Annotated in this window: 9 protein-coding genes; 4 read left to right on the forward strand and 5 right to left on the reverse strand. The window is 37.9% G+C overall.

Translation table 11 applies throughout. The features are described 5' to 3' along the window. The first annotated feature begins 9 nt into the window (after positions 1-9). The gene (pgi, locus tag REI64_RS02770; protein WP_308848564.1) at positions 10-1,656 is read left to right on the forward strand and encodes a glucose-6-phosphate isomerase; all 1,647 of its coding nucleotides are present in this window, start codon (positions 10-12) and stop codon (positions 1,654-1,656) included. A gap of 166 nt (positions 1,657-1,822) precedes the next feature. Next, the gene (locus REI64_RS02775) at positions 1,823-2,347 is read left to right on the forward strand and encodes a DUF4251 domain-containing protein (RefSeq protein ID WP_308848565.1); all 525 of its coding nucleotides are present in this window, start codon (positions 1,823-1,825) and stop codon (positions 2,345-2,347) included. Between the two features lie 448 nt (positions 2,348-2,795). Here the strand turns inward: REI64_RS02775 and REI64_RS02780 are convergent, their stop codons facing one another. From REI64_RS02780 to REI64_RS02790, 3 genes are read right to left on the reverse strand one after another with little or no spacing between them, the layout of a single operon-like run. Next, positions 2,796-3,683, reverse strand: a complete 888-nt coding sequence (locus REI64_RS02780) for a DUF3137 domain-containing protein (protein ID WP_308848566.1) — start codon at positions 3,681-3,683, stop codon at positions 2,796-2,798. 34 nt (positions 3,684-3,717) lie between these two features. Beyond that, a complete protein-coding gene (locus tag REI64_RS02785) occupies positions 3,718-4,662 on the reverse strand; it encodes a DUF3137 domain-containing protein (protein ID WP_308848567.1) in 945 nt (314 codons plus the stop codon). Next, positions 4,662-5,219 (reverse strand): LemA family protein, encoded by a 558-nt coding sequence (locus REI64_RS02790; protein WP_308848568.1) that lies wholly within the window; start codon positions 5,217-5,219, stop codon positions 4,662-4,664. The genes REI64_RS02785 and REI64_RS02790 overlap by 1 nt, the downstream gene beginning before the upstream one ends. Before the next feature lie 568 nt (positions 5,220-5,787). Between REI64_RS02790 and REI64_RS02795 the strand changes: the two genes are divergently transcribed. Then, entirely contained in the window at positions 5,788-7,368 is a 1,581-nt protein-coding gene (locus REI64_RS02795) for a peptide chain release factor 3 (protein WP_308848569.1), read from the forward strand. 491 nt (positions 7,369-7,859) lie between these two features. Beyond that, positions 7,860-8,291, forward strand: coding sequence for a VOC family protein (locus tag REI64_RS02800; RefSeq protein WP_308848570.1), 432 nt, complete (start codon positions 7,860-7,862; stop codon positions 8,289-8,291). A gap of 61 nt (positions 8,292-8,352) precedes the next feature. Here REI64_RS02800 and REI64_RS02805 read toward each other — a convergent pair whose 3' ends face one another. Both REI64_RS02805 and REI64_RS02810 read right to left on the reverse strand, forming a co-directional pair. Then, entirely contained in the window at positions 8,353-11,802 is a 3,450-nt protein-coding gene (locus REI64_RS02805; protein ID WP_308848571.1) for a hypothetical protein, read from the reverse strand. Then, positions 11,802-15,458: an ATP-binding protein gene (locus tag REI64_RS02810; RefSeq protein ID WP_308848572.1), complete on the reverse strand. Its 3,657-nt coding sequence runs from the start codon at positions 15,456-15,458 to the stop codon at positions 11,802-11,804. The genes REI64_RS02805 and REI64_RS02810 overlap by 1 nt, the downstream gene beginning before the upstream one ends. Positions 15,459-15,651: the final 193 nt, after the last annotated feature.

Genomic DNA, 15,651 nt, shown 5'->3' on the forward strand with positions numbered 1-15,651 from the left:
CATCACATTATGTTGCCAAAAATTAATTTTACGACTACAAAGGCCTATCAATACTTAGCCGACCATTATATCAATATCAACCAAACAGATATTAAATCGCTTTTTGCAGCAGATCCAGAGCGTTTTAGTAAGTTTTCAATTTTGTTTGAGGATATCCTTTTTGACTATTCGAAGAACAGAATTAACGACGAAACAATGGCTTTACTAACGCAGTTGGCCAAAGAATGTAAGCTGGACGAAGCTATCAAAGCGATGTACAGCGGCGAAAAAATCAACGAAACGGAAGGTAGGGAAGTATTGCACATCGCTTTGCGTAACCAAAGCAACACGCCAATTTTAGTGGATGGAAAAGATGTAATGCCTGATGTAAATGCTGTTTTGGCAAAGATGGAGAAATTCAGCAATGCAATTATTTCTGGCGAGTGGAAAGGCTACACTGGCAAAGAAATTACTGATGTGGTAAACATAGGCATTGGCGGTTCTGATTTAGGGCCAGTGATGGTTACCGAAGCGTTAAAGCATTACAAAACAAGGCTGAATTTACACTTTGTTTCTAACGTAGACGGCACGCACATTGCCGAAACTTTAAAAGCAGTAAACCCAGAAACTACTTTGTTTTTGGTAGCCTCTAAAACATTTACTACGCAAGAAACCATGAGCAATGCCAACACAGCCAGAAGTTGGTTTTTAGAACAAGGTGCTACAGAAGCTGATATTGCAAAACACTTCGCTGCACTTTCTACCAATGCGAAAGATGTTGCCGCTTTTGGTATCGACACAGAAAATATGTTCGAATTTTGGGATTGGGTTGGTGGTCGCTACTCGTTGTGGAGCGCTATTGGTTTATCGATTTCATTAGGCATTGGCTTCGATAATTTCAAGCAATTATTGGCCGGCGCCCACGCTACCGACAAGCATTTTGCTGAAACACCTTTTGAGCAAAACGTTCCAGTAATTTTAGCAATGTTGGGTGTTTGGTATATCAACTTCTTTGGTGCCGAAACACAGGCTATTTTACCTTACGACCAATATTTACATCGTTTCGCGGCGTATTTTCAACAAGGCGATATGGAGAGCAACGGAAAGTATGTAGATCGCAATGGCGAGATAGTAATGTACGAAACTGGTCCAGTAATTTGGGGCGAGCCTGGAACTAATGGTCAGCATGCTTTTTACCAATTGATACACCAAGGCACCAAATTAATTCCATCAGATTTTATTGCTCCAGCACAAAGTTTAAATCCAATTGGCGAACATCATCCAATTCTGCTATCTAACTTTTTTGCGCAAACCGAAGCTTTAATGAACGGTAAAGACGAAGAAGAAGTGGTAGCCGAATTAACAAAAGCTGGAAAAAATCACGATCAAATTGCCAAACTAGCTCCGTTTAAAGTTTTTGAAGGCAATCGCCCAACTAACTCAATTTTGTTAAAGAAAGTTACGCCTTTTAGCTTGGGAAGCCTAATTGCAGTTTACGAACACAAGATTTTTGTTCAGGGCATTATTTGGAATATCTTCAGTTTCGACCAATGGGGTGTAGAATTAGGGAAGCAGCTGGCGCAAAAAATACAACCAGAATTAAAGGACAATTCGCCAATAGCGTCGCATGATTCATCTACCAACGGCTTGATTAATCAGTATAAGAGTTGGAGGTAATATTGGCCTTGTGTGTCACATTGAGCTTGTCGAAATGTCGGTCTACAAATCGGCAAAAGGCTTCGACAAGCTCAGCCTGACACAGATCCTTTAAGCAATCCAAGAAACATTTATGGATTTCAAATGTTTTTATCATCATAGCTGTGAATTGATTAATAAAAGACACATGAACAAGTTAAAAACATTATGGGCAGCACTAGTTTTCGTTTCGGCGGGTGCATTTGCCCAAACAGATAAAGTCACAACAGCTAAAATTGTAGAGGCCAAGACCTATACCTTCGTGGCTAGAAGTGCAATACCTTTAAATGTGCAAGACATTAACGCAGTAATGAGCCGAATGCCAGGAAACATACAAGGCGGCGCCATTCAACTTAACGAAACGTATTACGAAGTGAAAGTTACTCCAGATAGCGTAATCGCCTTTTTACCTTATTTTGGAAGGTCATTTACTGCACCAATTAATCAAAATGAAGGCGGTGTAAAATTCACTTCCACAAAGTTCGATTACAAAGGAAAGAAAGGCAAAAAACGTGGTTGGAACATCACCATACAGCCCAATGACACAAAAGAAAGCTATCGTTTAGCCTTCGATATTGGCGAAGGTGGCTATGCTAGTTTATCTTTAAATAGCAATGCAAAGCAGTCTATTACTTATCAAGGATATTTAAAAGAAAACGAGAGCAAGAAATAAATAAAAAATTAGAGAAGCCACTTCAACCGAGTGGTTTTTCTTTTTAGAAGAGCAAAGTCTTTTCTTCGTGGCAAATCTAGTCCCGCTTTTTGCTCTAATTTTTTGCCTTCTGTTGCCGTCATTTCGACCGCAGGGAGAAATCTCAAGAACAATACTCATCACAAACAGATTTCTCCCTGCGGTCGAAATGACACTTCAAAAAATAACCGCTTCAATCGGGTCTATTTAACCAAAGTCTGTTCTGAGCACTTAATAAAACTTACGAAGTTTAACTTATTTTTATTCAATTGTTAAGCTGACTGCTTCGCAGTTTTAAAACTTCTTAAATCCAAAAATATCATTCCACTTTAAGATTGCTTCGCAAAGCTTGTACTGATGAGACTTACGAAGTTTTAAAAACTTCGTAAGTCTAAAAATAGCAAAAAGTAAGCAATGACGGCAGGAATAGTTAGTCCTTCGTCCAAATCCTTGTATTCAAATCCAGTTCTTCTACCACATGGCGCATTAAACGCAGCATATTCAAATCTTTTTCCAGAACATCTGCATTAAGCAACGATTTAAAAATTGGCGCCTCGAAATAATTGTGATTTAAAGGAAAGGCGATGTACACATTAGACCAGATAAAAGAAATCGAAATAGTAGAATTGGCATATTGGTTCAGCTCTAACAACTTTTCCATGAGCGATGGCGTTAAAATGTAGCGAGCTTCTACTTGGTCGCTAGCCTGCGTAAAAAAAATTCGATTGAAATCAGCATTTTCTAGATCTACTACTTTATTATTAGTTAACAGATTTTGATTTATCCATCTGCTTAAGCTATTTGTATACGGTCTCGGTCTCACTAAAGTAAGTCCGCCAAAATGTTTGTTAAAACTTGCACAGAAAAGTATGCCATTAAAAATTTGATTAGCATTTCCCTCATATACGAACTGAGCACCTACCTCAGCAAAATGAACAGTTGTTTTTCCAATCTGCCCATAAACCAAATCTTCAGTTTTATAAAGGTCAGGCTTTTTCGAAAACAAAAAACTTTCTACAAAATCTCTAGGCCCGATTCCCGAATTTGGATCTATTTGCAAATTACTGTCATCACCTTCAACAATATTTGCGATAACATTCTGTTTAAAATCTAACTTATATTGTTTTTCCTTATCATCAACCAACAACAAAATAACAAACCCAACGAATGGACACAAGAAAAATAGCGTGAGACCTATTCCGAAAAGATGCAGACTAAAAAATATCACGGTTAGAATCATACCCAGACACATTAAGCTATATCCTAAAATATATTGTCTTGCTACTCTTTTTCTAGCAATTTCCAACTGCTCGAGCATCGCAGTAGATTAGGATTGTTGGTATTGTAATCCATCACTCCTTCGTCCAAATCCTTGTATTCAAATCCAGTTCTTCTACCACATGGCGCATTAAACGCAGCATATTCAAATCTTTTTCCAGAACATCTGCATTAAGCAACGATTTAAAAATTGGCGCCTCGAAATAATTGTGATTTAAAGGAAAGGCGATGTACACATTAGACCAGATAAAAGAAATCGAAATAGTAGAATTGGCATATTGGTTCAGCTCCAATAACTTTTCCATTAGCGATGGCGTTAAAATATAACGAGCTTCTACTTGGTCGCCACTTTCGGTGATGAACGTCTTATCGAAATCTACATTCTCTAGTTCAACGATATTTTTATTTCCGAATACATTTTGCGAAAACCACTTACCAAAAGCACCACCAAAACCTTTAGGTTTTACTACAGTGATACTACTAAAATGCTTGTTAAAATCAGCACAGAAAATGATGCCTTTAAAGATATCATGCCAATGCGTTTGCTTTCCGTTTTTGGTACGGGTTTCAGTTTTGTATTCGGCGTGTACTTCTGCAAAATGGATTTGCGTTTTATCTATCTTGCCATGCACCAAATCTTCCGTTTTATAGCGATCGGGGGTTTGAGAAAACAAACGACTGTCCATAAAATCTCGTTGACTTATGCCAGATTGTGGAGCGATTTGCAGGCTATCATCTAATTGCTTCAATGCTGCACCTATAACCTTATGTTTAAAATCGAGCTTGTAAGCACTCGTTTTACTTCCTACCAATGCCAGCATGATAAAACCAGTAATTAAGCCGACAATTACCAAAACCACGCCAACTTCTATTAGACCGAATAGAAAAGCACCAAGCAAACATGCCGCACCAATGCCCATGCTCCAATATGCTCTGGAATGTTGCTTGGCAATGTGCAGTCGTGACGTTTCCAGTTCGTTAAAAACTGAAACCATTTCTGGCTGACCATGTAATTGCATTAGCTATTGAATAGTTCTTTTGCGCTAATATTCTTGCGTTCTTCTGCTGGAGTTTCTAAAACCGGCATGGTTTGATAACCCAACATACCAGCAAAAATACTGCTAGGAAACATCATTACCGCATTATTATAGGTAGTTACCGCCGAGTTATACGTTCTGCGGGCAGCAGCAATTTGTTCTTCGCTTTCTGTCCAAGTACTTTGCAGGTTAAGAAAGTTAGTGTTTGCCTTTAAATCTGGATAATTTTCTACGTTAACCATTACACCTCTTACGGCCGTACTTAATTGTTGGTCTAGCTGTACTTTTTCAGCATCGCTGATATTTCCAGTAGCGGCTTGCGTACGCATCTGTGTAATTTTGGTGAGCGTTTCGCTTTCGTATTGCATGTACTGCTTAATGGTTTCTACCAAATTTGGGATCAAATCGTAACGCTTTTTTAACATTACGTCTATAGCAGAAAATGCGTTGGTTACTTGGTTCTTTTTACCAATAAGAGAGTTGTAAATGCCAATACCGATTAGCAATAATACAACAGCGATAATTCCAATAATAATCATAGTGAGTTGGTTTTAAACTCTAATATACGAGATTGATTGAGATTTTTGTTAAACCACATAGTCACAATTTATCCCGATACTTCGGGAAAGAACACAAAGTTGAATTGTAAACACATCTACCGCTCTTGTTGGCGTCCCCGCCAACGAGTGTAGCAAAGACTTTTACCTTCAAATTGTCAGTCTTAAATTATGCGACTTGGAGGAAGGTCACAAAAGTTTACCTGTACAACAGGTTTTTAATTAAACCCGATTGAAGGGAAATACTTTTTGTTAGTGTCACCCTGAGCTTGTCGAAGGGTTGTTTGTGATTTTTAGATGCTTCGACAAGCTCAGCATGACAGTTATGAACGGCAGTACCAACAAAAAGATTGAACTGAAAGCGGGTCTTTCGGAGCCGAAGAATCCCAAACATTTCGTTTCAAAAACAAAGATTTACACTCGTTTTTTACCCTCACGCTTTTTGTGTACCTTTGCCGCTCGATGAAGCATTGCGTAGTTATATTATTCGATTTCAACGCTCTTAGGTTTTTATAACCTGGATTACGCTATTGCCATAACCCAAAATTTTATGCTGCACCCAGAAATAGAGAAAAGAAAAACATTTGCTATTATTAGTCACCCCGATGCGGGAAAAACCACCCTTACTGAGAAGTTTTTGCTTTTTGGTGGCGCAATTAATACCGCAGGTGCCGTAAAACGTAATAAGGCGAACCAAAGCAATACTTCTGATTTTATGGAAATTGAGCGCCAACGTGGTATCTCGGTAGCAACATCGGTAATGGGTTTCGAGTACAGCGGCAAACGTATCAACATTTTGGATACGCCAGGTCACAAAGATTTTGCGGAAGATACTTACCGTACACTTTCGGCAGTGGATAGCGTAGTTTTAGTGGTAGATTGTGTGAAAGGTGTGGAGGAACAGACTGAAAAACTGATGTCGGTTTGTAGGATGCGTAATACTCCGGTGATTATTTTCATCAACAAGATGGACCGTGAGGGTAAGGAAGCATTTGATTTGTTAGACGAAATTGAAGAGAAACTGAACATCAGCTTGTGCCCACAATCTTGGCCTATTGGGCAGGGACATACTTTTAAAGGTGTTTACAGTATTTATCACAACCAATTAAACCTCTTCCACTCAGATAAAACTAAAGTGACCGACTCGGTAGTAAAGGTTAATGATTTGAACGATGCTGCCCTACTTGATTATTTGCAAGAAAAAGAAGTTGGCACGCTAAAAGACGAAACCGAATTGGTAAACGGCGTTTATGGCGATTTAGATATTTCTCTATATAAAGAAGGCTTGTTGGCACCTGTATTTTTCGGTTCTGCCATTAATAACTTTGGTATTAAGGAGCTTTTAGATACTTTTATTGAGATTGCGCCAAGCCCTAAACACCGCGAAGCAGAGGAGCGTGATGTATTGGTAGAAGAGAAAAACTTCAGCGGCTTTGTATTTAAAATTCATGCCAACTTAGACCCTAAACACCGCGACAGAATTGCCTTTTTGCGTATCTGTTCGGGCAAGTTTGAGCGTAATAAATTCTACTATCACACCCGTCAGGATAAGAAAATGAAGTTTGCCAACCCGATGGATTTTATGGCCAACGAGAAAAGTTTAGTAGAGGAAGCTTGGCCTGGCGATGTGGTTGGTTTGTACGACAGCGGCAACTTCAAAATTGGCGATACTTTGACAGAAGGCGAAAAATTGCAGTTCAAGGGCATCCCGAGTTTCTCGCCTGCTATTTTTAAAGAGGTGGAGAACATGGACCCAATGCGTACCAAACAGCTAGAAAAAGGAATTGAGCAATTAACGGACGAAGGTGTGGCGCAACTTTTTGTAATGCAACCCGGTAATCGTAAGGTAATTGGTGCAGTGGGCGAGTTACAATTCGAGGTAATTAACTTCCGTTTAGAGCATGAATATGGCGCAAAATGTCGTTTCCGTACGTTAACCTACAGCCGTTCGCGTTGGGTAACTTCAGATGACAAGAAGAAATTGGATGAGTTTGTGAAACGTAAACAGGCTCATATTGGAACCGACAAGGAGGGCAATCCAGTTTATTTATCTGACAATGATTTTATGATTGAAATGACCAAACGTGATTATCCTGATATTAGTTTCCATACGACAAGTGAGTTTAAGTAACCGTTTAAAAGTTAAAACTCCCGTTGTTGGTGTTATCACCAACAACAAAAATAGATAAGTTTTGGTCGGTGATAACACCATAAGTGTTCGGAAGATTAAAAATTAACCACAAAGGAACACAAAGATTTTTTGTATCATTTGAACCTTAAAGCCCTTATTTCTATTTGTGGTATGTAAGAATTAAATGCTTTAAAATTCTTCCGAACACTTATGGTGATAACACCGACCAAAGGAAGCACCGTCTTAATAATAAGATTTTTTGTAGCAGCGCAAGGTTTTGTGCTGCTATTTTTTTGCCGTCCCGCTTTCCGCTTTACTTATTGGCAAACACATAGGTTTGCCAAACGTGCTCGCTTCAATCGGGGCTAATTAACCAAGTCAGAAGCATCCTACATCTTTAACCCCGTCATAGTTTAATGGAAATTTAAATCTTTACTAACACTTTTACTGTTTTTATTTTCATAAGTTTAAGGTAACCAAAATTAAATCTTATGACAACAACCAACACCTATCTAAATTTCAACGGAAATTGTGAAGAGGCCTTCAATTTTTACAAATCAGTATTTGGTGGAGAATTTACCTACCTAGGCCGCTTCGGCGAAATGCCATCTAGCGAAGATTACCAAGTACCAGAAACCGACAAAAACAAAGTGATGCACGTATCGTTTCCCATTGGCAGTTCTGTGTTAATGGGCAGTGATGTAGGTGCCGACTGGGCTCCAACTTTTAAGCAAGGCAATAATTTTGCAGTTTCTATTTCTGCACACAGCAAAGAAGAAGCAGACCGTATTTTTAATTTCTTAGGTTCAGGTGGGCAAATTACTATGCCACTAATGAACACCTTTTGGGGAGATTATTTCGGAATGTTGACCGATAAATTTGGTGTAAACTGGATGATGAGTTACAATAAGCAAGGGAAGTAATATATAGTCTACTCCTTTTATAATAGTAAAAATTGCGAGATTATCGGATAATCTCGCAATTTTAAAAATAAGCCCTAACTTGCATATTGCCCGTATGCACTACATTTACTGCTGGCGATTTACGACCTTCGTAGCTAACATTAAGCTGTATCCCATTGCCAATGGTTCGCTGCAAACCCAAACCCCAAGTGTAATTGTTACCAATCTGTAAACCCGATAACATTTCATAACCGATGGTACTGTTGCTTTCTCCGGTAAACTTATTATTGATATAACTCACCTTGCCCGTCAACACGCCTTTCTTTAAAACATTGTAACGAGTTTCGGTACTAAAAGTGATGTTTTGATTTTTCTCTCCACCAAATTCATTCGTATTGCTTTGATTACCATAAACACCTGCAAAAGTCAATCTTAAATCGGTACTAAATTGATAATTAAGCTCTGGCAGTAATTCAAAATAAGTAATCTGATAGTTTCTTTGTGCAAAAAGCTCTGAAGTGTAATTCTTATTTCCTTGATTAAGCGTTAGATTAATGTTGGTGCTTTTCACTGGCGATGTTCTTATACGCAAACCTGTTTCATTACGTTTCCGGCTATCGAAACCATTGCTTAAAAAGCTCTTTCCGCCATCGGCCAAGTAATTAAAATCTACACCAAATTTTGGGTTATTACGGTTGAAGAAAAGCGTATTCCTTAAAAAAGAATTTAACGAAATTAGGTTTGCTGCATCTATACCCGTATGGAATGGGTTGTAAACCTCTAAACCGTCGCTTGCTAAAATCTTTCTATCTATCTTATAAGACAACTGATTGGTAAATCGGCCAACAAATTTTTGAAAACCTTTGCTACCTTTTAAGATAGCGCTAGGCGTAATTCTAATACTTTGGTTTACACCTGTAAAATTGGTGCGTACATACTCTGTTCCAGCCGTAAAAATGCGAATGTACCTTGCTTGGTCTGGAAATCGAGAAATTTCGAACTCATTTAGCTCTTTAATTCCGTTGCCATTGTAGTCGTTCCAAGCATAAATTCCCTGCCCTGGTAAAACTTCTAAATAGGTAATTTCCCTTCTAGGTTCCTGTCCGTTACCCACTTCATAGTAAACTGAAGTATTGATAAAACCCTTCATCGCATTTAGATTGTAATCTAATCTCCCTACCAAACTTTCATCGTTAACTAAATTATTGGCAAATCCATTTTCGTAGTCTGTTTTACGGTAGCCAGCAGTTAGGCTTAATCTAGAATTTACATTCTTGGTTAAATCCATTCCTACATTTACGCTATGCGAATTCGAACTATTTAGTAGTTCAGTTGCCCGTGGCAGTTGGTCTTGCCTAAAACTATAATCTATTTTATATCGGTTACTTTGCGATGCTTGGCTTTGCAGGTAAACTTTATAAATGTGATACGATAAACTATTGCCTGTAAGTAGATCAGTCTGCTTATCTGTAGTAAGATTATGCTGCTGCTCGAAAACAAAACCAGCTACGAGATTAAAAACCTCCCTGTTTACATCGAGATAGTGTTTATAAAAAACACCTTGATTGGCCGTAGCATCAGAATTTAGCAAACTACCATCGTAACGCATACCATATTTACCTGCTTTGTACAACGCATTCACTTTGTGCAAATAACCTTGATATTGCCCTTCTCTGGTAAAGGTGTTTAAAGTGTAACCGATATTTTGATTTTCTTTCTTAAACAATTGCATTCCTGCCGAAAACAGATGTTCTGTGGCTTCTGCAGCAACCACGTCTAGGTTAAAATCGCGGTTAAATTCTACCGTTCTATATCGTTCTATTGGCTTAAATGTGCGGCTTACGTATTCGTAATTGGCTGTAGTGTTCAACTTCAAGCCTTTATCGCTTAACAGGAACGAATGCAGCGCATCCAACTTTAAACCATGCCCTGTTAAATTTGTAGTACTTTTATCCGCAAATAGGTTAACGTTATTATTACTAATAGCAAATTCCGAACTGAAAAGTGTTTGTTTCCTAGGTTTAAAATCTGCGCCGATGGTTATCAACTGTTGCTGCTTTGGGGTAATTAGCAAAGTAATCGGCTCGTAGTTCCCTTGCATTTGCCCGCCAACAGGTTCAACAAATTCATAAACTTTACCATTAGCTGCCGATTGATTGTTTATTCGGTAATTTCCCTGCCCTTCGCCAATATATGAAAAGCCAACTCGATATTTCGCCAATTGCGGATCCGTTGAATATCGATAATACTCGATACCCCCTACAGACATTAAACGCTCGTATAAAATTTCATTCTCGTTAAACTCAACCTCGGTTACGTTCGGATAGTAAGCCTGCGTAATATTTCGGTCTAAAGTAGACATGAACTGCTTTTGTTCATCATTAAGGGTCTGCAAAAAAGGCTGATTGCGATTGTCTTTTTCGTTGTAATAATTTAATCGGAACGCTAGTTTCTCTGTCGCTATCCTTTGATTTAAGTAAGTAAGCGAACGAGAATAGTTCTTATCAGAATACTCAAACTCTACAGAAATACGACTATTTAGGTTGATGATTTGCTTCGCAGTAAAAGTGATTTCCGCAGTATTGTAATCAATGATGTAGTCATTATCCTGGCCGCGAACCAAAGGCACACCATCAATAAAAACCCGTTCTGTACCGGCAATCACTACAATATAAGTTTCTCCGTTATTCCCGGTTAAACGATAAGGCCCTTGGTTACCTTCTTGCCCGATGATTAAGTTTCTAGCAGAACGCCCTTTGGCTACCGCAGCTGCAACCGTAGTGCTATAACTGATGCCGTTTGCCATTTTAAAATCATGGCTAATCATGGCACCCTGCGTACGTTTGTAGAAATTCATAAAATAGCTATCCGGGCGTTTCAATTCGTAATCTCCAGCGGTGAGCACCGTGCTATCTCGTTTAATTTGCACAAAAACACGGTCAAATTCGTTGAGCTGCTGCGTGTTCCCCTCTGGTTGTATAGGCAAATTATCATCGGAAATGGCTGCTAAAATTTCAATGTCGTTGGCAATTTTCCCCGACATCTGTAATACCATATTCGAGTTTACAGAAAGATTCTGGTTGTTGCCAAACATAATCCCTCTGGAGATACTTCCACTTTTGTTCAAGCCTTTCATCGAAAAAAGGGTGTTCTCGGCAGCAGGCGGCTTATACACATAAAAACTACTGTTATCAATAGCTAAATTCTCCAGCTGTTTCACATCCTTATGAAAATAGCTTTTCGAAAACAAGATTGGAAAAACCTTATAGCTTATGGTAAGCGAAATGCCTTCTTGGCCCTTCCATAAAAAAGTTGCCTTGGCGTGATCTATCCTATAAAGCGAGGTATCTACCTTAACATTTTCAGCATATTTGACAGCAAAGGTTTCTGGCACGATACTCAAACTATCTAGTGAGATTTCACCTTTGATAGTCGTAATTTTTTTGATGCGCTGATTGGTCGTCAGCTGTGCTTTTAATCCAGTGTTTACCAAAATCACTAAAAGCGATATGAGGCCAACCCTAAACATCATTACACCAAAGGAAAAGTAAGATAGAAGATGGTCCCATTGTTGAGCACGGAAGTAAATTCAACCTTTCCGCCAGCATTTTCTATAGCTTGTTTTACGAAAGCCAAGCCCAAACCAGTACCCGATGATTTGGTTGTAAAGTTTGCCCTAAAAATACTACTATGCAAGTTTGGATCTATCCCCTTGCCATTGTCTTCTACCTCAACAAAAGCCTGCTTTTTATCGTTAGCGATATGGATCTTAATTACACATTTCTCTTTTCCATCGGCAGCTTCTATAGCATTTTTAAGTAAGTTATTAAACGAACGGAGCAACTGATCTTTATCTCCCAAAATCACTATTTCCGTATTGGTTCTATTTAAGATATGGATTTCTACATGATCCATTGAATTAAACACCTCTTTCGCCTGCTCAATAATTGGCAAAAGCTGGATATGCTCCAATTTAGTATCGGGCATTTTAGCGAAGTTAGAAAACTCCGAAGCAATGGTAGCCAAACTATCTATCTGCTCTACAAATGACTTACTGAAGCTGGCAAACTTTTTCTCAAAATTAGCATCTTGTTCTTTCCAAGATTTCTCCAATAACTGCACTCCCAATTTCAATGGCGTTAATGGGTTTTTAATTTCATGAGCTACCTGTTTTGCCATTTCACGCCAAGCACTTTCACGCTCGCTACGGGCCAGTTTGTTCGCACTAATTTCCAGCTCGGCAATCATTTTGTTGTACTCCTTAATTAACACCCCAATTTCATCTTGACGGTGCCAAACCAAAGGCTGGTTAATTTGGCCAAGCTTGGTTCTACGGATATTCTCTTGTATAAACGTTAAAGGGCTGGTAATCTGATTAGCTAAAAAAACCGCTAACACACCAATGAGCACAAATACCAAGGCATAAATATTAATTAAGGTATTGATGAAAAGCCCAATTTTGGCTTGATAATCGGCTTCGTTAGAATAATAAGGTACACTAAGGTAAGCCACGGTCTGGTTGTCTGCGTTTCTGATAGGTGCATAAGCTGCTGCATAACTAAAATCGCCAATTCTTTCTACCGGATTAATATACTCCGATTTTTGCTGTACGGCAATCTGCGAATAAGCTAACGGCCCCATCTTACGTCCAATAATTCCCAAATCGTAAAGTTTGGGCAAGGAAGTAAGATATAAATTACCGTCAATATCATAAAGGTTAAGATACACCCCATTTACTTCTGCAAATTGATTGAACTCAAATTGTGCTTCGCTGTTATTGCTAATCGTTCCTGCCAAAGCAATATGCTTTTCGTAAGCTAACTGAACCTTTCTAATTTTATCCCGTACTTGTTCGGTTTGTTGCTCCAGATATTGATGCCTGATATTGAAAAAGGTAGTCCAACCAACAATAATTAAGGTGGCAACTACCGAAAGCACAATAGAAAACTGGATACGCGTTTTGTAGAGAATCTTGTTGGCGTTAATCATCAAATATCTATTGATGTTAAATATACCACCACGGTTATCGCTAATATTTACCGCCAACCAAGTTACAATGTAGGTAAAAACACCAAAAATGATGAAAATTAGGAAGAAGAATGACAAGGTAGCCAAACGGACAGTGAAATCAACTTTTTCAATACTCAACACAATTAAACGACTGTTAGCAGGTTTATAAACTGCGTGACTGTAATTTGCATCGTCACTGTACTCATTTATAAAAGTTATATTATCTCTCTCACCTTTAAAGTTGGTGTTTACCATTGGATAAACATATTTACCTGATTGACCAAAAAGCTGGCTTTCTTTGTAAAATGCCAAAGAATATTTACTTAAATCTTCATCGCTTTTGAGCTTTCCATCTATCAATAGATCGGGGAAAAAGCTATTATAATCGTAAGGTCTAGAGGTAAGCTCTACAACCATGGTTCCTAACAGATTGGCACCATCAAAAATTGGAATGATACCAAAGTAGTTTTGAAAGCCAAAAGTATCGTTAACTCGATAAAAATAATTAGCTTGTTGTGTCTTAACAGCACCATATCTTACCAAATTCCTATACTTGGCGATAGGCAAACTTTCACCACTTTTCAACGATTGATTTTGATCGTTGTATTCAAAAACTTTGTATTCGAATCTCGATAAGTAGCCATCTAAATAATTCTTCGAAATGTAATTATGGAAGTTTGAGGTCTGCGTAAGTAATGGCTGCTTAAAATAACTTACAATTTGCGAATCTACCGTTAAACCATGCTCCAACAGCTCTATGGCGTTCATTACCTTCGGGTCGTCGTCATACATCAGCTTCTTTGCAATTCCCGTTCTGGTATTTCGCTCTTTTACATCTTCAAACCTGATATATTTGATAGAAGTAATGGTAGCCATACAAAGAAAAATAACTGCCATTATAGAAATGGATAGCCTATTTTTTTCTTGGTAATGATGATAAGCTACCATAAAAATCAGCAATGCATAAATAAGATAGAAAACTGTATAATTAGCGGTAAGCTTGTAAATAGTGTAAGCTAGCACCAGAGCTAAAAACAGATATAACTTTTGTGTCGTGCTAATAATCATCTGATTACTTAGCGCCATCATAGCGCTAATTAGCAAGTAAATATTTAGCCAAACTAAGCAAAGGATAAAGATACTTAACCAACTTACCCATCCTAAGTTGATGATGTTACTAATGTTAAAATCAATTTTTGAATAGTACACTACGCCAAAAAACAGGTCTTCGGTTAAAAAGCCAATTCCTGATAGCAGCAGAATAAAAAGGATTAACAAAACGTAGTTTGAAACCTTATTTTTTGCAATCCAATTAGGCAGAACATAAAGCTTACGATGAGCGTAAATAAATATAAAGATGCAGGTAAAGGCCAGCACATTAAGCAATAAATCGCCTAGCGACGGCAAGAAATCGCTTTCTGCATAAATACTTGGATCAAATATTTTAAGATCGAATTGATGATTGAACCAAAAGAATTTTAAATCGGTGAGGCGTAGCGCAATAAAGTAAAACGCAACCAGTAAAGTACCGCCCAATACCTTTCCGTTTTTAGCCAAAGATAAAGCACAAGAGTTAACGAACAGACTCACGAAAACTACGCCAACTACCCAGAGCCATAACTGCAAATTGGTGTAAATATTATGCACGTAGCTATTGCTCAGCTTTACGTTGAAAAGATATTCTTTGTTCAAACTGAATATCTCAGTAGTTTCTTTATCGGTAAAAGAAGCTATTTCGAGCGTCTTCTTGTCAAATAACCCCGGCCAGATTTCATTTTTAAGGTATTGATTTTCTATCGCGTATTGAGACTTAACCGTTACCAAAAATACAAATATGTACTCGCCAACAGTTTTCTTTATTAGCTCATAATAACCATTAGACAGCAATACAAAGGAAGTTCCATCTTTTAAACGGTCTATATTAGCAGGGAATGCCCTATAGGTACTCCAATATTCTAATTGCTTATTCCTGTAGACTAAAACATTTATTCCATTAGCTCGGTAGGTATTGATAAAGCCATTCGAAAGACCTTCGTCTACACTAAATTTCTTTAAATCCTCTAATTTTTGAGGGATAGTTAAGTAATCGTAGATTATCCTTTCTCTAATTAATAAGTTTTCTTGTAAACGGTTGGCCTCGTGTTGTAATAGGTCTTTTTTAGTTATTGACTTACGCAAAGATATTGCCGTTACAAAACAGCATATACCTAACAGTAACATCAACAATCTAATTTTTAACCCTGTACTCAACGTTTAGCGATTTTAAAAATATAAATATACAGAAATGGGGCTGTCTAAAAAGCAAAATCTTAATTTCCAACGTATAAACACAGAAAAAGTTATGATGTTATGCATCTTTAAAACTTTTTCT

Origin of the sequence: Pedobacter sp., from assembly GCF_031119335.1 — a bacterium.
Taxonomy (GTDB): Bacteria; Bacteroidota; Bacteroidia; order Sphingobacteriales; family Sphingobacteriaceae; genus Pedobacter.

Coding starts and splice junctions, on each gene's coding strand:
- pgi (WP_308848564.1), top strand. CDS start 10: ATGTTGCCAAAAATTAATTTTACGACTACAAAGGCCTATCAATACTTA.
- REI64_RS02775 (WP_308848565.1), top strand. CDS start 1,823: ATGAACAAGTTAAAAACATTATGGGCAGCACTAGTTTTCGTTTCGGCG.
- REI64_RS02780 (WP_308848566.1), bottom strand. CDS start 3,683: ATGCTCGAGCAGTTGGAAATTGCTAGAAAAAGAGTAGCAAGACAATAT.
- REI64_RS02785 (WP_308848567.1), bottom strand. CDS start 4,662: ATGCAATTACATGGTCAGCCAGAAATGGTTTCAGTTTTTAACGAACTG.
- REI64_RS02790 (WP_308848568.1), bottom strand. CDS start 5,219: ATGATTATTATTGGAATTATCGCTGTTGTATTATTGCTAATCGGTATT.
- REI64_RS02795 (WP_308848569.1), top strand. CDS start 5,788: ATGCTGCACCCAGAAATAGAGAAAAGAAAAACATTTGCTATTATTAGT.
- REI64_RS02800 (WP_308848570.1), top strand. CDS start 7,860: ATGACAACAACCAACACCTATCTAAATTTCAACGGAAATTGTGAAGAG.
- REI64_RS02805 (WP_308848571.1), bottom strand. CDS start 11,802: ATGATGTTTAGGGTTGGCCTCATATCGCTTTTAGTGATTTTGGTAAAC.